Here is a 20818-nt window from a genome sequence, read left to right on the forward strand (position 1 = left end):
TGGCGGACCAGGAGTCGGAAGCGCCGCCGATCGTGTCGACACGACTGGCTGTGAATCCGGCACACAGATACTTTCGGGGACTCGACTTACGTCACTGGTCGGCGTAGTGTGCTGCCGCACCTTCGAGTCATTCCGGCCGATGAGGGGAGCCCGGTGCCGAGCGCAACCAAGGATGAGCTGCGAATCGGGGCGTTGGTCGCGGTGCGCGGTCAACGGTGGGTAGTCAGCGACATCCAGCCCGGTGAGCATAACAACCTGGTCAGCCTGCAGTCCGTCGAGGACGGTCGCTACGGCCACACCCTCGACGTCATCTGGGAGGTCGAGGCCGGTCGGCAGGTGCTGCCGAGTGGCTCGCTGCCGCAGGTGACCGAGGGCGGGTTCGACCCGCCGCAGCGGCTGGCCGCCTTCCTCGACGCGGTGCGCTGGTCGGCGGTCACCTCGGCCGACGTGAAGACGCTCCAGGCACCGTTCCGGTCGGGCGTGGCGATCGAGGACTACCAGTTGGAACCCGTCGCCCGCGCGGTCGACGCGCCCCGGGTCAACCTGCTGCTCGCCGACGACGTCGGCCTCGGCAAGACGATCGAGGCCGGCCTGGTCGCCCAGGAGCTGCTGCTCCGGCACCGTGCCCGACGGATCATGATCGTCTGCCCGGCGGGCCTGACCATCAAGTGGCGCGACGAGATGGCCGAGAAGTTCGGGCTGGACTTCACCGTCATCGACACCGAGCGGTGCGCGATCGTCCGGCGTACCCACGGCTCGGCGGCGAACCCGTTCCGGGTCTATCCACTGTGTATCGTCAGCCTTCCCTGGCTGCGCGGACAGAAGGCGCAGCGCCTGCTCGACGAGGTGCTGCCGCCGGACGGGCCGGGCATCCAGCGCGAGTTCGACCTGCTGATCCTGGACGAGGCGCACCACGTCGCCCCGGCCGCGCCGAAGCAGGTCTACGCGGTCGACTCCCAGCAGACCAAGCTGATCCGGCGGCTGGCCCGACACTTCACCCACCGGCTGTTCCTCTCGGCGACCCCGCACAACGGCTACCCCGAGTCGTTCACCGCCCTGCTGGAGACCCTCGACAACCAGCGATTCCTCCGGGGCGTCCAGCCCGACGAGGCCGCGGTGAAGGACATCCTCGTCCGTCGGCTCAAGCGCGACGTCGTGGACGAGTCCGGCCGACCGAAGTTCCCGCAACGGCGCGCGATTGCCATGCCGGTGAGCTACCCGGAGAGCGAGCGGGAAATCCACGGCCTGCTCAAGCAGTTCGCCGCGCTGCGCCGCAAGCGGCTCACCACCCAGCGGGGGCGCAAGGCCACCGACCTGGTGACGCTGCTGCTCAAGAAGCGGCTCTTCTCCAGCCCGGCCGCCTTCGCGCACACCGTAGCGGTCTACCTGGAGACGCTGCGCAGCCGCAGCACCCCGGCCACCCCGCCAGCCGGCGACGACGTACCGGATTGGCTGGCGGACTTCTTCGACGACGTCGCGACGTACGACGACGAGCAGCTCGCCGAGGCCGAGGACGACGCGCTCGGCCGGACCCGGCCGATGCAGCCGGACGCGACGGACGACGAGGTCACGCTGCTGGAACGGATGGAGCAGTGGGCGCTGGCCCACGAGGCGCAGCCGGATGCCAAGGCCACCGAGCTGATCAACTACCTGACGGCGGTCTGCAAGCCGGACGGCCGGCACTGGACGAACGAGCGGGTCGTGGTCTTCACCGAATACCGCGACACCCAGCTCTGGCTGGCCAACCTGCTGCGGCAGCACGGCCTCGGCGGCGACGGCCTGGAGCTGCTGCACGGCGCCACCCCGCAGGACGAGCGAGAGCAGATCCGGCTCGCCTTCCAGGCCGACCCGACCGAACACCCGGTGCGGATCCTGCTCGCCACCGATGCGGCCAGCGAGGGGATCGACCTCCAGGACCACTGCCATCGGCTGGTGAACTACGACATCCCGTTCAACCCCAACAAGCTGGAGCAGCGGATCGGCCGGATCGACCGGTACGGCCAGACCGTCACCCCGGAGGTGCGGCACTTCGTCGGCACCGGCTGGGGGCACGCCGTCGACTCGTACGAGGCGGACCTGGAGTTCCTGTCCCGGGTCGCCACCAAGGTCGCCCGGATGGAGGCCGACCTCGGCTCGGTCAACGCCGTCCTCTCCGACGCCGTGCAGCGCCGGATGCTCGGCGAGCAGGTCGACGTCGACGCCGCCACCGAAAAGGCGCCGGCCGCCGCCCTGCCGACCGAGTCGAACGTCCGCGAGCAGGTGGTCCGGCTCCGCGGCACCATCGACGACACCGTGCGGGAGCTGGGCATCACCCCGGACGCGGTCAAGCGGGTCGTCGACACCGCGCTGGAGCTGGCCCGCCAGCAGCCGCTGCGCCGGCGCGTCGACGACAAGATCCTCAGCGACGGCCTCTACGACGTACCGCCGCTGACCGGGTCGTGGCAGCGGGCGACGGTCGGCCTCACCGAGAAGCTGCACCGCGAGGGCGAACCGCCGCGGCAGCTCCCGATCACCTTCGACCCGGCGGCGGCGAAGGACAACGACGGGCACGTCGTGCTGGCCCACCTCAACCACCCGCTGGTCGCGATGTCGACCCGGCTGCTCCGGGCCGCCGTCTCCAACCCGGAGATCGGGCTGCACCGGGTCACCGCGGTCGTCTCGAACGACCCGGCGTTGGAGGACGTGCTGGTCGGGGCGTACTCCCGGTTCGTGCTGGTCGGCGCCGACGGCGTACGCCTGCACGAGGAGGTCCTCTACGCCGGCGGCTGGGCGCCGGAGCAGGGGCGGTTCCGCCGGCTGGAGAACCTCGGCACCCTCCGGGCGATCCTCGACCGGGCGCTCACCAGCGGCATCCCGGCCTCCGGGCCGGTGCAGGCCCGGCTCGCCGCCCGCTGGCCCCGGATCGCCGACGGCCTGCTCGCCGCGATCGACTGGCGCACCGCCACCCGCCGCGAGTCGCTGGAGCGCAAGCTGGCGCAACGCCAGGAGGCCGAACAGCGGCGGATCGTCGACAACTTCGCGCAGTTCGCCGCCACGCTGCGGCGCAAGCTCGACGAGGGCGACGAACAGGACGCCCTGATCAGCCGGATCGAGGCGCGCAGCAAGGACGAACTTGAGCAGTACCGCAGGGACCGCAGGTCGTGGGAGGAACGGGTGAAGGGACTGGACGCCGAGCGGGAGCGTGAACTGGAGGCGGTGGCCGAGCGCTACCGCGATCCGCAGTCGCACCGCTTCCCGGTCGCCGTGGTGTTCGTCGTGCCGCAGCGGGAGGCGACCCGATGAGCCGTCCGCGCACCCTCCGGAACCGGCCCCCCGCGCCCGACGGCGTCCAGCAGCACCGCGACTGGCTCAGCCTGGTCGAGACCAGCGGCCCGTTCCTGAGCCTGCCGGTGCTGCGGGCCACCTGGCCCACCCTCGACGCGCTCGACAGGAAGACCCGCGAGCGGCTGCGGGTCGCGCACGCCACCTGGCAGGCCGACGCCGCCGCCGGCCAGCGCCCCTGGATCGGGTACGTCCTGACCGAGCTGCTCGGCTGGGGCGACGCCCTGCACGAGACCGGCCTGGACGCGCTCACCGTCGAGGTCGCCGAGCACGACACCGAGATCCGCCCGTCGTTCGCCCTGGTCGAGCCGGGGGAGGAGGTCAAGCCCGACAGCGTACGGCTGCTCGGGCTGATCTGCCCGCCCGGCAGCCAGCCGACCGCCCGGGTGCCCGGGTCGGCCTGGGCCGCCACCCCGGTGGACCGGCTCGCCCACCTGTGCCGGCACCACGGCGTCGAGCTGGGCCTGGTCACCGACGGGCGCTGGTGGGTGCTGGTCTGGGCGCCGCGCGGCCACACCACCACCGCGGTCTTCGACGCGATCTCCTGGCCGGAGGCGGCCGAGCGGGTCGTGGTCCGCGCCTTCGTCTCGCTGCTGCACCGTCGCCGGTTCTTCGCCGTGCCGGAGGCGGAACGGCTGGTGCCGCTGCTGCGGGCCAGCAGGGACAGGCAGGAGGAGATCACCGAGGCGCTCGGCGTCCAGGTCCGCAAGGCGGTCGAGCTGCTGGTCGCCGCGTTCGGCCGGGCCGACGTGCGGGACCGGGAGCGGGGCGGCACGGGCCTCCAGGAGGTCGACGCGCACGACGTGTACCGGGGCGCCGTCTCGGTGATGATGCGGATCGTCTTCCTGCTCTTCGCCGAGGAGCGCAAACTGCTGCCCGCCGACAACGAGCTGTATGCGACGGCGTACTCCGCCGGTCAGCTCTGCGCCGAGCTGGAGCAGCGGGCCGTGGAGGGGACCGAGGAGGACCTGGAGCACAGCACCGCCGCCTGGCACCGGCTGCTCGCCCTCTTCACCGCGGTGCACCGGGGCATCGAGCATCCCCGGCTCACCCTGCACGGCCACGACGGCTCGCTCTTCGACCCGGAGGCGTACCCCTGGCTGCCGCTGACCATCGACGACCGGACCGTGCTGCACATGCTCCGCGCCGTGCAGTACGTCGAGATCGGCACCGGTCGGTCCCGCGAACGTCGCCGGCTCAGCTTCCGCACCCTCGACGTCGAACAGATCGGGTACGTCTACGAGGGCCTGCTGTCGTTCGAGGGCTTCCGGGCGCAGGACGTCACGGTCGGGCTGATCGGCAAGGAAGGGCTGGAAGAGGAGGTCCTGCTCACCGACCTGGAGGCGCTCGCCGCGCGGGCCGGCGGTGACGTGTCGGCGCTGGCCAGGCTGCTCGCCGAGACGTACAAGGACTCGACAATCGGCTCGGCGGCGGCGCTGGCCAAGAAGCTCACCCCGCTGGAGGCGACCGAGCGGGAAGAAGCCCGCAAGAAGCTGCTCGCGGTCACCGGCGGCGACTATCCGCTGGCCGAGCGGCTGCTGCCGTACGCCGGGATCATTCGGGAGGATCTGCGCGGGCTGCCGGTGGTGATCCTGCCCGGGGCGCTCTTCGTCACCGAGTCGGCGCTGCGGAAGAACACCGGCACCCACTACACGCCGCGTGACCTGGCCGAGCAGGTGGTCGAGGGCGCCCTGGAGCCGCTGGTCTACGAGCCCGGCCCGTTGCAGACCGCCGACAAGACGCAGTGGAAGCCGAGGACGAGCCAGGAGATTCTGTCGCTCAAGGTCGCCGACATCGCGATGGGCTCGGCAGCCTTCCTGGTCGCGGCGGCCCGCTACCTCGCGAATCATCTGATCGAGGCGTGGAAGCGGGAGGGTGACGAACGGGCACGGGCGTATCTGGAGAACGCACCCGACCACCCGACCGACGTCGACCAGGACCCGGTGGTCATCGAGGCCCGCCGCCAGGTCATCGAACGCTGTCTCTACGGCGTGGACATCAACCCGATGGCCGTCGAGATGGCGAAGCTCTCGCTCTGGCTGGTCTCGATGGACCCGCAGCGCCCCTTCACCTTCCTCGACGACCGCCTGGTCGCCGGCGACTCCCTGCTCGGCATCACCTCGCTTGAGCAGTTGGAGTACATGCACCTCGACCCGAAGCAGGGCCGGAAGGTGCACGAGGACACCATCTTCGACTGGACCTCGGGCGTACGGTCGCTGGTCGGCGAGGTGGCGGACATCCGCCGCCAAATTGCTGATGTCGAACCCGGCGATGATCCGCTCGCTGCACTGCGGCGCAAGCGTGAACTGCTCGCCGAGGCCGACTGGAAGACTCAACAGTTGAGACTCTTCGCCGATCTGGCCGTCGGGGCTGCCCTCGCGCACGTCAGCAAGGGCGAGCGCGGTTTGGACGCCGGCTCCGTCGCGGCAGCCAAGATCGCCAACGATGTCGTCAAGGGTGAGACCGACGAGGAATCAGCCCGCGAGCAGGCGCGACGGTGGCTCGCTACCGACCATGTAGACGGATCATTCGACCGTCACCCGCTGCACTGGCCCCTGACCTTCCCCGAGGTCTTTGAACGCGGCGGCTTCGATGCAGTCATTGGCAATCCGCCCTTCCTTGGCGGCAAGAAGATTAGCGGTGCTAGTGGATCGGCTTATCGGGAATATCTGGTCGAAGTAGTTGGCAGAGGTGTGAAGGGAAATGCTGACTTAATCGCCTATTTCGAGCTTCAGGCCCATGTGTTGCTGAACAAGACTGGGCAAACTGGTCTTATTGCCACCAACACGCTTGCTCAAGGCGATACCCGAGAGGTGGGACTCGATCAGATTGTTGCTGATGGAGTGGAAATCCGCCGCGCAATCAAGAGCAGCCCTTGGCCGTCGCGATCTGCGGTGCTGGAGTTCTGCGCCGTTTGGACCAGCCGAGCTGAGCTTGGCCCCATGGCGGAGCGGCGCGCCGACGGGGTGGTAGTCGCCGGTATCACCCCCTCTCTCGATGCCGAATCACGGGTCTCTGGTAACCCGCATCGTCTAAGTAGCAGCGCTGGCATCTCGTTTATCGGTTCTTATGTCCTGGGGCTTGGCTTCACCATGGCGCCGGAGGATGCAGCGGCCCTTATCGCTAAGGATGAGCGCAACCGTGATGTCCTCTTCCCTTATCTCAACGGCCAAGATCTCAACTCCCGCCCCGACACATCGGCGAGTCGTTGGATCATCGACTTTGGTGAGCGATCTGAGGCTGAAGCTCGTACCTGGCCAGAACTTTGGCAACAGGTTGAGAAGTTGGTGAAGCCTGAGCGCGTAACAAAGGATGGGCGGAAATATCCGCGCATGGTGTACGAGTGGTGGAAATATTGGAATAGCCGTCCGGCAATGTTGGCGGCGATTGCGGGGCTGGAGCGGGTCGTTGTGATCACGCTGGTGAGCAAGACGGTGATGCCGGTGATGGTGCCCAACGGTCAGGTCTTCGCGCATAAGTTGGCTGTGTTTGCGACAGATGACATGGCGACGTTGGGGCTCCTGTCGAGTTCGGTGCACTACTGGTGGGCGGCCAGCCGCAGTTCGACAATGAAGGCAGATCTCAACTATTCACCGTCCGACGTGTTCGAAACGTTCGCGTTGCCGGAGTTGACCCAGGAGTTGCGGGAGCTGGGGGATCGGCTGGACACGTACCGGCGGCGGGTCATGCTGGGGCGGCAGGCCGGGCTGACCGCGACCTACAACCTGGTGTTCGACCCGGCCTGCACGGACGACGACATCGTGGAGCTGCGGCGGATCCACCGGGACATCGACGAGGCGGTCTGCCGGGCCTACGGCTGGGACGACCTGCTGCGGCAGGGCCTCGACCACGGTTTCCACAAGGCCGGCGCCTACACCCGCTACACCATCGGCCCGGCGGTGCAGCGCGAGGTCCTGGATCGGCTACTCGAACTCAACCACCAGCGCTACGCCGAGGAAAAAGCGAAGGGCCTGCACGACAAGAAGAAGTCCAGCCGCAAGGCCAGGGCCGAGCAGAGCAGCCTCTTCTGAACCCCCACTCCCGACCTCGCCCCCGGAGGCATCGTCCGTGTTCGTCCGTGGCCACCTCACCCGTCAGCCGGCGGTCGACCCGCGTGGCCTGATCTTTGCCGTCATCGACCTGGAGACCACCGGCCTCCACCCCGGGCAGGGTTCCCGGGTCTGCGAGGTGGGGATCGTCCGGATGCGCGGCGACGGCACCGTTCTGGACGAGTATTCGACGTTGGTCAACCCGGAGCTGCGGATCACCAACGACGAGCTGCACGGGATCACCAACGCCGAGGTCCGGTACGCCCCGACCTTCCGGCAGATCGCGGGCGACGTGCTGGCCTACCTCAGCGACGCCATCGTGGTGGGCCACAACCTGGACTTCGAAGAGAAGTTCCTGGTCGCGGAGTTCGGTCGCCTCGGCGTGGCACCGCAGCGCGTCCCCGGGCTCTGCACCCTGGTCACCGCCCGGATCCAGCTCGACCGGTGGGGCTACAAGCTGGACAACGTCGCCAACCTGATCACCGGGGAGTGGCCGGTCGCGCTGCACTCGGCGCTCGGGGACGCCCGAGCGCTCGCCGCGACGCTGGCGAAGCTGATCAGCACGGCACCACAGCCGCTGTCCTGGCTGGGGCCACCGCCGGCACCGCTGCCCAGCCTGCCGCGTACCGGGATCATCGCGCCCCGGGCGGTCGCGCTGCGCAAGGGCACCGACGGCTGGCTCGCCACCCTGACCGCGCGGCTGCCCCGGATGGCGTACCCGCCCGCGCCCCGGCCCGACGGGGTGCGCGACTACCGGGCGTTGCTGGCGCACGCACTCGCCGACGGCCGGATCGTCGGCGACGAGGCGGCACAGCTCGCGTTGCTCGCCGCCCGCGCCGGGCTGACCCAGACCACCGCCCGACAGGTACACGAGGAGTTTCTGGTCGAAGCCCGGAACCGGGCGGAGGCCGACGGCGTGGTGACCTCGACGGAGCTGCGCGAGCTGCAACGCGCGGCGAAGGAGCTGGCCGCGTCCCACCTGATCAGCGACCTGGCGGAGGCCGCCGCCGCGAACCGGGCCCGCAACACCGGCCCGCTCAAGGGCTGGCGCATCCTGCCGGTCGGCGAGTCCGGCCGTATCACCGAGGTCATCGACTACGCGGTCGAGCACGGGGCCAAGGTCGCGGTGAACCTCACCAAGACCGTCCGGCTCGTCGTCGCCGACGGCGTCGCGGAGGGCCACCCCCAGCTCGCCAAGGCGTACGCCGCCGGGGTCGAGGTGCTGGCGCCGGACCAGGCCCGGAAGCTCCTGGAGAACGAGGTCGAGCGGCGGAGCGCTGGGCTGTTCGCCAACCCCCACGGCGAGAGCGTCGCCAACCGGCTCGCCGCCGAGCAGGCCGCCGCCACCCGGCCCGCCCGTCCCGAGTGGCACGAGTACTGGCGGCCACACGAGCTGACCCCCGCCGAATACCACGCGAGGTTCGTCCAGCGCCGGGACGACCACTGGGACGACTGGGACGACGACTCCGACGACGACACCTACCACGAGATCCGGATCAGCGTGCCCAGCGCCGCGCGACCGACGACACCCGCTCCGACACCCGCCGTGGCGAAGAAGGGCGGCTGCCTCTCTGCGGTGGTCCTCTTCGGGGGACTCGCCGCCGGCGTGGCCGAGCTTGCCCAGCGGGCGTTGACATGACTCACGCTACGTTGGCAATCGCGGGGAAAATTCCTGGTCGCAAGGCGTCGTCTCCGAGACCCTTGGCGGCACAGACCGATTTGTTCACGTGTGCTGGCGGGTAGTCGGCGTCGCGGAACGGAGGATGAGCAGATGGCGGTCGACTCTCAGTCCAGGGCCACGACCCTTGATGTGGAGGGCCTGGTCAACATGGCCTGGGCAGGAAAGATCCGGGTTCCCCGGTTTCAGCGGTCGTTCCGGTGGAGCTGGGAGGACGTGCGCCGACTTTTCGACAGCATCGTCCAAGGCTACCCGATCGGCAGCCTGCTGCTGTGGACCCGCAGCGCCCCGGCTCAACGGTTGCAGCTTGGTGAACTCAGGATCGACGCACCGGCCGACAGCGCTGCCTTCTGGGTCGTCGATGGTCAACAGCGCATCACCAGCCTGGCCAATGCGTTGCATCCAGAGGGGCGAAAAGACAGAAGGTTCGCCCTTGCCTATGATCTTCGTACTGAGACGTTCGTCCGCACTCCAGCCGGCAAAGATCCTTTGGTCATTCCGTTGCCAGTGCTCTTCAATCTCCAAGAGCTGCTGAAGTGGTTCAGTGCAAATCCTGGTATTTCGGAGTACGTGGACAAGGCCAGTGCCATCACCCGGAGACTTCGGCAGTTCCAGGTGCCCGCGTACGAGGTCAGCCAAGACGATCCGACGGTGCTCCAGGACATCTTCGACCGTATGAACAACTACGGCAAACGGCTGTCCCGGGCAGAGATCTTCAGCGCGCTCAATGCGCAGGAAGAGGATGGCAAGCTCACGATCGATCGGATAGCCGAGAATATCGACCGCGACCTCGGGTTCGGTGCTATCGACGGCAACACGGTCCTCCAGGCTGTCCTTGCTCGCCGCGGCACTGATGTGAAGCGTGACATCCGCCATGAGTTCGCCGCACCGGACGACGAGGGTGGGGATGCCGCTTTCGCGGCAGGCGAGGAAGCCCTACGGCGGGCCGTGACGTTCCTCCAGCAAGAATGCTCGGTGCCCCACTTCACCATGCTGGCCTACCGGTATCTTCTCGTGCCGTTGGCCCGGCTTTTCGCGCACTACCCTGACCTTGACGCCCGGAATCGTCGGCTGCTGCGGCGCTGGTACTGGCGGGCGGCGGTTGCGGGGCCACAGCAGTTCAAGGCCGGCACGGGTGACGCGGCCAGACTGCTGTGCACGAAGGTGCGGACCGATGACCTGTCCGCGTCGATTCAAGGGCTGCTGGACCTGGTGGAGCAGAAGAACCCGTCGCTTCCGCGGCTACAGGGCTTCGCGACCAACCAGGCTGCCACCAAAATCGTCCTGTGCTCGTGGTGGGCCGCGGAGCCTCGCAGCCCGGAAACCGGCGAGCCGTATCAAATCGCTGACCTGGCAGACGTACTCCGTGACCAGGCGACTGCCCGCGACGCGGTTCGATACCTCATCCCAAGCCGGCAGGTGCCCAAGCGGTACCGGCCGGAGGCCGCCAACCGTGTGCTCATGCCGGCGCTGAGCGTCGACTCGGAGGAGGTCGGTGGGCTGCTCCTACGTCAGCCGACCGAGGACATGACGTGGTGGCCGGCCATGCTGCGGTCGCATGCCCTGACGGGCGACATCGTCGCGCATCTACGCAAGGGAGAAGTCGGCGAGGCGCTGACGATGCGCCAACACCTGCTAGCTACCAGTCTCGACAGTTTCCTCGAGCGAATGTGCGAGTGGCGGTTCGAAGACACTCCACCCCTGTTTGATCTCCTCATAGAGGACGAAGACGAGGGCGACGATGCCGACTACTGAGAGTCGATACGGTGTCTGGCTCGATGACGAGCGTGTCGGCACTCTGAACCATCGGGGTGACTACACCTGGTTTGCTTTTAGCGACGAGTACCTCAACGATCCACGTCGTTCGGTGCTGGGACTGGTATTTGAGCATGACCTGACCGCGGAGCATGCGAGCGCCCTTCGTCTGCCGCCATGGTTTTCCAACCTCCTGCCCGAGGGGCGACTGAGGCAATGGATCGCCGCCGACCGAGGCGTGTCCGTTGAGCGTGAAATGGAGTTGCTGGCCCAGGTCGGCCATGACCTGCCCGGCGCGGTTCGCGTGCTGCGAGAGGACCTGCCGCCGGATGACGGCTGGCATCCGGGGCGAGCGACGGCCGACCCGTACGGCGACACAGGCATGCTCCGAGATGACCACCCTGCCGCCGGCTGGCGTTTCTCGCTCGCTGGGGTAGGGCTCAAGTTCTCCATGCTGCGCAAGGATGATCGCTTGACGTTGCCCGCGTATGGCGAGGGCGGCGACTGGATCGTGAAGCTGCCCGACCGCCTCCACGCGGACGTGCCGCGCAACGAGTTCGCCATGATGACGCTGGCCGCCGAGGTGGGTATCGAGGTGCCAGAGCGCTTGCTTGTCCACCGTGACCAGCTCGAGAACCTTCCACCCAACGTCTGGCCCAACCACGAGGAGTTCGCTTACGCGGTGGCGCGGTTCGACCGTGACAGCGGCCGCCGACGTGTGCACATCGAGGACTTCGCTCAGGTGCGCAACTTCTATCCGAACGAGAAGTATCGTGGCAACTTTGAAACGCTGGCCAGCCTGATCTATCGCCGTGGAAAGGATCTGCCGTCGTTGCGCGAGTTCGCTCGCCGAATGGCATTCAACATCCTCATCAACAACGGCGATGCCCATTTGAAGAACTGGTCGCTCATCTACCGTGACCGGCGGGTGCCCACGTTGGCACCCGCGTACGACCTCGTCTCGACCGGCGTTTACCGGATCGAAGGCCAAGAGGACCTGGGCCTCAAGTTCGGCAAGACGCGGCGGTTCGACCGGGTGAGTTTGGCGACCTTCAGCCGCCTCGAGCGTCTCCTCGGCGTCGAGGACGGCTGCCTTCAGGAGTGCGTTGTAGAGGTGGCTGACCGCGTACGGGCAAGTTGGCCGGCGACCGCCGAGCTACTGGAGGCGAATCCGGCACTGCGGGACGCCATCGGTCAAGTCGTCGCTGACCGGTACCGCACGTTGCTGCGCACGTAGCCGCACCCAGGGCCGGCGGACGCCGGACGGATGAGTGGGGAATGGAGGTGTGACGTGGCGAAGCAGCTCATCGTCGAACGGCTGCGCGAGGCGAGCGAGCGTACCCAGTTCCTGATCACTACCCACTCGGCCGTGCTGACGGATCGGCTCAAGCCCGAGGAGCTGATCGCGTTCGCCCGTGCCGATGACGGATCGTCGGTGATTCTCACCGAACACATCCCTCAACCCAGGAGACACCAGTGACGTTGCAGGGGCAGGACGGTCTCTTTCCCCACCCGCGTGGCGAGCAGCAGGCGTTGGCGCCGTCCGCCGCCGACGCCCCCACCCCGGAGTCTGCCCACCCGCTCGACCTGCCACAGGTCTTCGAACCGGCCACCTCGCACCAGGTCCGGGACGAGTTGCAGGAGCTGATCCGCCGGGACCTGCTCGGCCCGTGGGCCGGCGAGCGGGAGGTGTTCCCGCCCAGCTCGATGGGGCCGCGCGAGCGCTACCTGATCGGGATGATCGGCCCGAAGCCACGACTGGGTAGCAATCGGGGCCCGGCCGAGCAGACGACCGATGTGGACGAGACGGTCCAGGGCGACGGCGGCGACGGCGAGCCGCCGGAGGTGCTCACCCCGCAGATGCTCGGCAAGATGTGGGCCTCGTCCATGGGGCTCTCCTTCGCGGTGCCGGCCGACGTCGACGTACTGACCGTCACCGCCGCCTGGGGGCAGTACCGGCCGGTCGAGGTCACGGACGAGCATGAGAAGAAGCACCGTGTCTGGGCGCGCGAGCCGGTCTCGTACGACCGGGAGGTGCGGCTCGACCGCGAGCCGTCGTACCGGATTCCGCTGACCGTGACCGACCCGGATGCGCCCGGGGTGCACCTGGCCGTCGACGTCCGGCCCCGGGACGACCGCCGGGTCGTCCAGGTGGTGTTGGTCAACACCAAGGCCGAGCCGCAGAACAACGCCGAGACCGCCTGGCTGTTCCAGTGCGGGCTGACCGTGACCGCGCTCGACGGCCACCGCGCGGTCTTCCTGCCGATCGACGACCCGCTGGACGACGTACGCCGGTTGCACGACGACCTGGAGGAGGCGCACCTGCGGCTGCTCTACCGGGCCCAGCGCCGGTACGCCTCCGGCCGCAACGTCGCCGTCCACCCGGAGGTCCGCGACGGCGAACGCTGCGCGCACCGGCTCACCACCACCTGGCTGCCCCGCTACGACGTGCCGGCCACCGTCGCCTCCGTCGACCCGGACAGCCCGCTGGCCCGGGTCGAGCTTGGCATGGACGCCCTGGCCACCGCCGACCCCGACCAGCTCCGGGCCGGTCTGGCGCCGCTCGCCGACGGGTACGCCGGCTGGCTCGACCGGCAGGCGGACCGGATCGCGGAGCTGCCCGAGCCGCTGCGCCCGGCCGCCGAAAACGCGGTACACACCGCCCGGCGGGTGGCGGAGCGGATTCGGGCCGGGATCGCCCTGCTCACCGACCCGGCCGTGCCGGGGCACGTCGACGCGCTCGCCGCGTTCCGCTTCGCCAACCGGGCGATGGCGTTGCAGCGCCGGCACACCGAGATCGCCCGGCTCCGCGAGGAGCACGACCTGTCGTACGCCGAGGCGGAGGCGAGGGTGGAGGCGCGCGGCCCCGCGGCGGCGTCCTGGCGGCCGTTCCAGCTCGCCTTCGTGTTGCTGAACCTGCCGCCGCTGACCGACCCGACGCACCCGGAACGGGCGGCAGACGCCGGCGCCACCGTCGACCTGCTGTTCTTCCCGACCGGTGGCGGCAAGACCGAGGCGTACCTCGGGCTCACCGCCTTCACCTTCGCGATCCGCCGCCTCCAGGGCATCGTCGGGGACGGGGAGCGGGCCCGAAGCGGTGCGGCCGGGGTCGCGGTGCTGATGCGCTACACGCTCCGGCTGCTCACCGCGCAGCAGTTCCAGCGGGCCGCCGCGCTGGTCTGCGCGGCCGAGGTGCTGCGCCGCGCCGACGAGGCGACCTGGGGGAGCGAGCCGTTCCGGATCGGTCTCTGGGTCGGTGGCGGTGTCTCGCCGAACTGGTACGACGAGGCCGCGGAGCAGATCGCCGCCGCCCGGGAGAGCGGCGACAGCAAGCACACCAACGTGCTCCAGACCCTGAGCTGCCCGTGGTGCGGGACCGCGCTGCACGGCCACGAACACCTCGAACCGGCTGAGGACGAGCGGCGGATTCGGCTCTTCTGCCCCCGCGCCGAGGGCGCCGACGCCTGCCCGTTCGCCAAGACCCGGTCCGCCGAGGGGCTGCCGATCCTCACCGTCGACGAGGAGATCTACCGGTACGCCCCCAGCCTGGTCATCGCCACCGTCGACAAGCTCGCCCAGCTCCCGTGGAAGGGGTACGCGGGCATCCTCTTCGGCCGGGTGCGGCAGCGCTGTCCCCGGCACGGCTACCGGCACGACGACCTGGACGTCAAGACCGGCTGCGCCGGCGCCCACAACGCGAAGGGCAGACTGCCGGCGGTACGCAGCGAGCCGGTGCTCCGGCTCCGCCCACCGGACCTGATCATCCAGGACGAGCTGCACCTGATCTCCGGCGCGCTCGGCACCACGGTCGGGCTCTTCGAGGCGGCCGTCGCCGAACTCTGCACCTGGCCGACGCCGGCCGGCGGCGAGACCGGGCCGAAGATCGTCGCCTCGACGGCGACCACCAAACGCGCCCGGGAGCAGGTGCTCGGCGTCTTCGGCCGGCAACTGGCGGTGTTCCCGCCCCCGGTCATCGACATCACCGACACCTTCTTCAGCACCCAGGTGCCGGTGACCGCCGACAACCCCGGCCGGCGCTACCTCGGCATCTGCGCCCACGGCGTACGCCTGAAGTCCGCCGAGATCCGGCTGGCCGAGATCCTGCTGGTCGCCGGCCAGACCCTCTTCGACCGGTACGGCGAGCCGGCCGACCCGTACCTGACGCTGGTCGGCTACTTCAACGCCACCCGGGAACTCGCCGGGATGCGCCGCTACCTCGACGACCAGGTCACCAACCGGGTACGCGGAACCGGCCGGCGCCCCGAACTCTCCGACCGGATCGTGACCCCCACCGGGATGCTGGCCATCCAGGAACTGACCTCCCGGATCTCGTCGGCCGACATCAGCGACGTGCTGAAGCGGCTGGAGATCCCGTTCGACCCGGAGTTCGACACCACCGCCCGACGGCGTGCGATCCACGAGAACATCCGGGAGGCGCACCGCGCCAAGTCCGGTAGCACCGCCAAGCCCAGCTACCACCCGCTGGTGCAGCGGTTCCACAAGCGGGGCGACGACGGGCGGCTGCCGGTGGACGCGGTGCTGGCCACCTCGATGCTCCAGGTCGGAGTCGACGTCTCCCGGTTCGGCCTGATGGTCGTCACCGGCCAGCCGAAGAACACCGCCGAGTACATCCAGGCCTCGTCCCGGGTCGGCCGGGACCCGCGCCGCCCCGGCCTGGTGGTGACCCTCTACAACTGGACCCGGCCCCGCGACCTGGCCCACTTCGAGGACTTCGAGTACTACCACGCCACCTTCTACCGCCAGGTGGAGGCGCTGTCGGTCACCCCGTACACCCGCCGCGCGCTGGACCGTGGCACGACCGCGACGTTCGTCGCGGCCGTGCGCAACGCGGAGGAGGCGTTCTCCCGCAACACCGACGCGCACGACGTGCCGCTGGACGGCCCCGAGGTACGCCGGATCATCGACCGGATGCTGGCGCGGGCCGAGGTGATCGGCGGCGAGCGTGGCCGGGACTACCTGCACGAGCGGCTCAGCCGGCTCAAGGACAGGTGGAACCTGGCCAAGACCGGCAACACCCGGCTCGGCTACGACGAGGGGATGTTCCGGCAGCAGCGGCTGGTCGGGCTCCTGGAGCGGGCGGAGGGACAGCCCTGGGGCGATCTCACCGTCGGCCAGTCCATGCGGGAGACCGAGAACGAGATCAACCTGCTGGTGCCCGGCGTCACCGAGCTGTTCCAGCCACTCTACGGCGCGCCCCCGTGGTCGTACGGCGCCGCGGACGACGACGGGGAGCGCGCCGACGGCGCGGAGCGAACCGACGACGGCGCCGCCGAGGTTGTCGAGACCGGAGGGGAGAACTGATGCCGCCTGCCAGGCACTTCCGACGGGTCGGCGCCGTCCGGCCCAGCCACCTGATGTTCACCGCGGGGGTCGGCTCCCTGGTCGATTTGCCCAACCTCTCCGTGCTGGTTCGCGGTCTCGACGACTGGGACTACAGCGCCATCCCGGAGCGGGAGGAGATCAAGGAACCCCGGCTGCTGGAGAAGGTCCGTAGGACCATCGGAAGATCGGTCGAGCAGTTGCGCCCGGCGCCCTGGCTGAGCGGCACCGACCAGGACCCGACCGGGCCGGCGGCCCGGGTCGGCGTGCCGGTGGTGCCCTTCCCGTCCTGGCTGCGGTGTACCGCCTGCGACGAGCTGGCGCCGATCGAGTCCAGAATCTTCGGCTTCGAGAACGCCAAACCCCGCAAGCCGCACGAGGCCCGCTTCTTCCACGCCGCGTGCCCCAGGACCCGGCGCAAGCCGCTGGCGGTCGCGGCCCGGTTCGTCCTGGCCTGCACCGCCGGGCACCTGGACGACTTCCCGTACCCGCAGTTCGTGCACCTCGGCGGCGCGTGCCCCAAGGCGAGCCATCCCCGGCTGCGGATGGAAGACCGGGGCGGCAACCTCGGCGCCAACGTCCGGATCCTCTGCCTGAACTGCAGGGCCAACCGCAACCTGCGCGAGGTGTTCGGGGACCGGGGGATCGAGAAGCTGCCCCGCTGCCGGGGGCGGCGGGCGCACCTCGGCGACTTCGAGTCCGAACCCTGCGGTGCGGACCTGCGGGTGCTGGTCGTCGGCGCCTCCAACCAGTGGTTCGCGCAGACCCTCTCCGCACTGGCCGTGCCGCCCAGCGGGGCCAGTGAGCTGGCGGCGAGGGTGGAGCGGCACTGGGACTCGCTGGAGCAGTTCGAGGAGTCCGTGATCTCGTTCGCCCGCAAGGTGGTGCCGATCATGCGGGAGTTCGAGCAGTGGTCGGACGCGGAGATCTGGGCGGCGATCCAACGCCACCGGGCCGGCATCAAGGACGACGACGAGGAGTCGGACCTGCGGAAGCGGGAGTGGGAGATCTTCTCCGCCGGGCAGCTTCCCGAACCCACCGGCGATCTGGCGCTGCGCCGCGACCCGAACGGTGTTCCGGGCCGGCTCAAGGACATCTACGCCGACGTGGTCCAGGCCGAGCGGCTGCGCGAGGTGCGGGCGCTGGTCGGCTTCACCCGGCTCGACGCCCCCGATCCCAACGACCCCGACCTGGTCAAGTCGGCGCCGCTGACCCGGTCGGCCCCGGAATGGGTGCCGGCCACCGAGGTCCGCGGCGAGGGCATCTTCCTGCGGTTTTCCGAGGAGCTGCTGACCGGCTGGATCCGCCGGGTCGAGCGGAGCAGCGCGATGATCGAGCATCGCGAGGCGTACGGACGGTTCCGGCGTAACCGCTACTCCAACCGGATCGCCGGCCCGTTCGACCCCATGCGGAACTGGCCGGGGGAACGGTACATCGCCCTGCACACCCTGTCGCACCTGCTGATCCGCGCCATCTCACTGGAGTGCGGTTACAGTTCGGCGAGTCTGTCGGAACGGATCTACGCCAAGGACGGCCCGGAGTCCCGGGCGGGAATCCTCATCTACACCGCGGTGCCCGACGCCGAGGGAACACTCGGCGGGCTGGTGTCGCTGGCCGAGGAGGAGCCGCTGATCCGGATCACCCGGCGGGCGCTCGGCGACGCCCTGCACTGCTCCTCCGACCCGCTCTGCGCCGAACGGCTGCCGCAGGAGCCGGCGGACTTCCTGCACGGCGCCGCCTGCCACGTCTGCCTCTTCGTCTCCGAAACCACCTGCGAGCGGGGCAATCGCTTCCTCGACCGGCGCTTCGTGGTGCCGATCGACGATCCGGAGCTGGCGCTCTTCCCCGAGCTTCCATGAGCTGGTACCCGGCGTTCCAGGCGGCGGCCGAGGCCGCCGCCGAACGGCTCGGCCCCGAACATCTGCGGGCACTCGCCGACCGGCTCGGCGGCGGCTGGCCCGAGGAGGCGGTCCGGCACGCCGTGCCGGTGCCGGAGTTTGCCGAGGTGGCCGGGCCGGTGCTGGCCGCGCGGCGGGCCGACGGCGTACCCGCAGGGGAAGCCGCCGCCTACCTGCGCGGCCTCGCCGCCGGGCACGCCCAGCGGTCGGCCGCCGTCCGGGTCGAGTCGGTGTGGAGCGGCCCGAGCACCCATCCGGTGCCGGTTCGCGCCACCGCCCAGGTGCTGGTCGATCTGGTCGGTGAGGCCGTCCGCGAGCTGCTGTTGATGACGTACTCGGCGAAGCCGTATCCGCCGCTGCTGACCGCGTTGGCGGCGGCGGTCGAGCGGGGCGTCACGGTCACCGTCGTGGTGGAGACGTTGGCCGGCGCGGGGAGCGCACTGGGCGGGACAGAGCCAGCCGCGGCCTTCGCCGCCGTCCCGGGAATCCGGCTCTGGCACTGGCCGGTGGCGCAGCGGCCCGAGCCGGGCGCGAAGATGCACGCCAAGATCGCGGTGGCGGATCGGCGGACGCTGCTGGTCTCCAGCGCGAACCTCACCCAGTCCGGGGCCGCGAGGAACGTCGAGGCCGGGCTGCTGGTCCGGGGCGGTAGCGCGCCGCGCCGGGCGGCCGAGCACGTCGCCGAGTTGACGGCGAGAGGCGTACTGGCCCCGCTGCGGATCGGACGGTAGGGAGAGCACCATGCGCAGCAGGACGACGATGGACGGCGACACCGGAGCAACCGTCGCCGCACACGACATCGCCCGTCTCGCCAACGTCGGCCGGGCGGCGGTCAGCAACTGGCGTCGCCGGTTCCCTGACTTTCCCGAGCCGGTCGGGGGCAGCTCCGCCAGCCCGCTCTACTCCCTGGCCGAAGTCGAAGCGTGGTTGACCCGGCACGGTAAGCCGTTCACCCTGCTCCCCGGGGACCGGGTCTGGCAGCAGGTCCGCGGCGCGGTCGACGACCTCACGCTCGGCAACCTGGTGGGCGCCATCGGGGCGTTCCTGGTCTTCCTGCGCCGCGAGCCCGACGGCTGGAAGCGGCTGGCCGGTGAACCCGACGAGGTCGTCGCCGAGCGGCTGCCCGAGCTGATGGCACCCGTCCTGCCGGATCTCCCCGGGGCGTCGACCATCCGCCTCGACGAACGGTGGATCGGGATCGTCCGGCGGGTCGCCGAGGCCGCCGAGGAGCAGGGCGACCGGGAACTCTTCGAGTTCCTGTGCGACCGCTACCTTCAGGTGCACTCGCGGCGGTACGCCGCCGTGACCCCCGCCCCACTCGCCGGGCTGATGGTCGAGCTGGCCGACGTACGCGGGGCGGTGGTGCTCGACCCGGCCTGCGGGATCGGCACCCTGCTGATGGCGGCGCACGCCGCCGGGGCCGCCCGGCTCGGCGGGCAGGAACTCGACCTCGTCTCCGCCCAACTCGCCGCCGCCCGGACGTTGCTGCACGACACCGTCGTACGCGTGGTCGCCGGCGACTCGCTGCGCGCCGACGCCTTCGCCGGGGAGCTGGCCGACGTCGTGCTCTGCGATCCGCCGTTCAACGACCGCAGCTGGGGCTACGACGAACTGGTCAGCGACCCCCGCTGGACCCACGGCCTGCCGCCGCGCGGCGAACCGGAGCTGGCCTGGGCGCAGCACTGCCTGGCCCGGGTCAGACCCGGTGGGTGGGTGCTGCTGATGATGCCGGCGAGCGTGGCGAATCGACGTGCCGGGCGGCGGATCCGGGGCAACCTGCTCCGGACCGGTGCGCTCCGGGCCGTGATCAGCCTGCCCGGCGGAACCACCGGTACGGTGCCTCCGGACCTGTGGATACTGCGTCGACCGGAAAGTACCGACGTCCCGCCGTCCCGGATCCTCCTGGTCGACGCGACTGCGGACCTGTCGGTGGCCGGCGAGGCGTGGCGGTCCTTCCTCGCGACCGGTCCCAACGGTGACGGCAGGGGCGGGAAGCTGGCGCCATCGAGCCGGGCGGTGCGGGTGATCGACCTGCTCGACGACGAGGTGGACCTCAGCCCGGCCCGCCAGCTGCACACCGTCGGCACGGACCCGCGGACGGGGGAACTCGAGCCGATACGGCTGGAGCTGCTCTCGTCCCTGGCCGCGCTGCCGGGGATGCTGCCGGAGCTGGCCGTCCGCGGCCGGGCGGAGATGTCCACCTCGACGACGGTTGGCGAGCTGGTCAGGGCCGGGGTCGTCGCCGTGCATCAGGCTCCCCTGAGGACGACCGTCGACGAGGGAGAGCTTCCCCTCCTCACCGCGCAGGACGTACTCGTCGGTCGTCCGCCGTCCGGACGGACCACGAACGTCCCAGGAATGGTGACGGTCGAGGCGGGAGACGTCGTCGTGCCGGTCGCGCTGCGGGAGCCGGTGGCCCGGGTGGTCACCGAAGGGGGAAGCGTTCTCGGGCCCCAGCTCCTGCTGTTCCGCGTGGACCAGGAGCGGATGGACCCGCATTTTCTCGCCGGACTCTTCCGGGCTTTCCAGCACCAGGCGGCTGGCGTCCGGAGCGCGTCCCTGCTGGCCAGGACGGACATTCGCCGCACCCCGGTTCCCCGGCTGTCGTTGGCGGAACAGCGGAGGTACGGCGAGGCTTTCCGGCGACTCGTCGCGTTCGCGGATACCATCCGGTCGGCGGCGTCCCTCGCGGAGACACTGATCTGCCTGAGCTTCAACGGTTTGGCTGACGGGAGCATCCAGCCGTCATCCACCGCCGACTAGCCGTGCGACTGCCC

Annotated in this window: 10 protein-coding genes; all 10 read left to right on the forward strand. The window is 69.9% G+C overall.

The genetic code is table 11. The features are described 5' to 3' along the window. Positions 1-153 precede the first annotated feature (153 nt). The 10 genes from drmD (at position 154) to EF879_RS14925 (ending at position 20804) form a co-directional block, all read left to right on the forward strand. The gene (gene drmD, locus EF879_RS14880; RefSeq protein WP_123558944.1) at positions 154-3282 is read left to right on the forward strand and encodes a DISARM system SNF2-like helicase DrmD; all 3129 of its coding nucleotides are present in this window, start codon (positions 154-156) and stop codon (positions 3280-3282) included. After that, positions 3279-7352, forward strand: a complete 4074-nt coding sequence (locus tag EF879_RS14885) for a DNA methyltransferase (protein ID WP_123558946.1) — start codon at positions 3279-3281, stop codon at positions 7350-7352. Before drmD ends, EF879_RS14885 begins: the two co-directional genes overlap by 4 nt. A gap of 37 nt (positions 7353-7389) precedes the next feature. Continuing rightward, positions 7390-9009, forward strand: a complete 1620-nt coding sequence (locus EF879_RS14890; RefSeq protein WP_123558948.1) for a PolC-type DNA polymerase III — start codon at positions 7390-7392, stop codon at positions 9007-9009. A gap of 132 nt (positions 9010-9141) precedes the next feature. Next, complete coding sequence (locus tag EF879_RS14895) at positions 9142-10803, forward strand: DUF262 domain-containing protein (RefSeq protein ID WP_123559252.1); 1662 nt, start codon at positions 9142-9144, stop codon at positions 10801-10803. Continuing rightward, on the forward strand, positions 10790-12040 hold the full coding sequence (locus tag EF879_RS14900; protein ID WP_123558950.1) for a type II toxin-antitoxin system HipA family toxin: 1251 nt from the start codon (positions 10790-10792) through the stop codon (positions 12038-12040). The genes EF879_RS14895 and EF879_RS14900 overlap by 14 nt, the downstream gene beginning before the upstream one ends. Positions 12041-12094: 54 nt before the next feature. After that, positions 12095-12283, forward strand: a complete 189-nt coding sequence (locus EF879_RS14905) for a hypothetical protein (protein ID WP_199736430.1) — start codon at positions 12095-12097, stop codon at positions 12281-12283. Beyond that, the gene (drmA, locus tag EF879_RS14910; RefSeq protein ID WP_123558952.1) at positions 12280-16125 is read left to right on the forward strand and encodes a DISARM system helicase DrmA; all 3846 of its coding nucleotides are present in this window, start codon (positions 12280-12282) and stop codon (positions 16123-16125) included. The genes EF879_RS14905 and drmA overlap by 4 nt, the downstream gene beginning before the upstream one ends. Then, the gene (gene drmB / locus EF879_RS14915) at positions 16125-18002 is read left to right on the forward strand and encodes a DUF1998 domain-containing protein (protein WP_123558954.1); all 1878 of its coding nucleotides are present in this window, start codon (positions 16125-16127) and stop codon (positions 18000-18002) included. Before drmA ends, drmB begins: the two co-directional genes overlap by 1 nt. After that, positions 17999-18772, forward strand: coding sequence for a DISARM system phospholipase D-like protein DrmC (gene drmC / locus EF879_RS14920; RefSeq protein WP_123558956.1), 774 nt, complete (start codon positions 17999-18001; stop codon positions 18770-18772). The genes drmB and drmC overlap by 4 nt, the downstream gene beginning before the upstream one ends. Before the next feature lie 10 nt (positions 18773-18782). Continuing rightward, positions 18783-20804 (forward strand): N-6 DNA methylase, encoded by a 2022-nt coding sequence (locus EF879_RS14925; protein WP_199736431.1) that lies wholly within the window; start codon positions 18783-18785, stop codon positions 20802-20804. Positions 20805-20818: the final 14 nt, after the last annotated feature.

It is taken from the genome of Micromonospora sp. HM5-17 (genome assembly GCF_003762835.1).
In the GTDB taxonomy this organism is placed as follows: Bacteria; Actinomycetota; Actinomycetes; order Mycobacteriales; family Micromonosporaceae; genus Plantactinospora.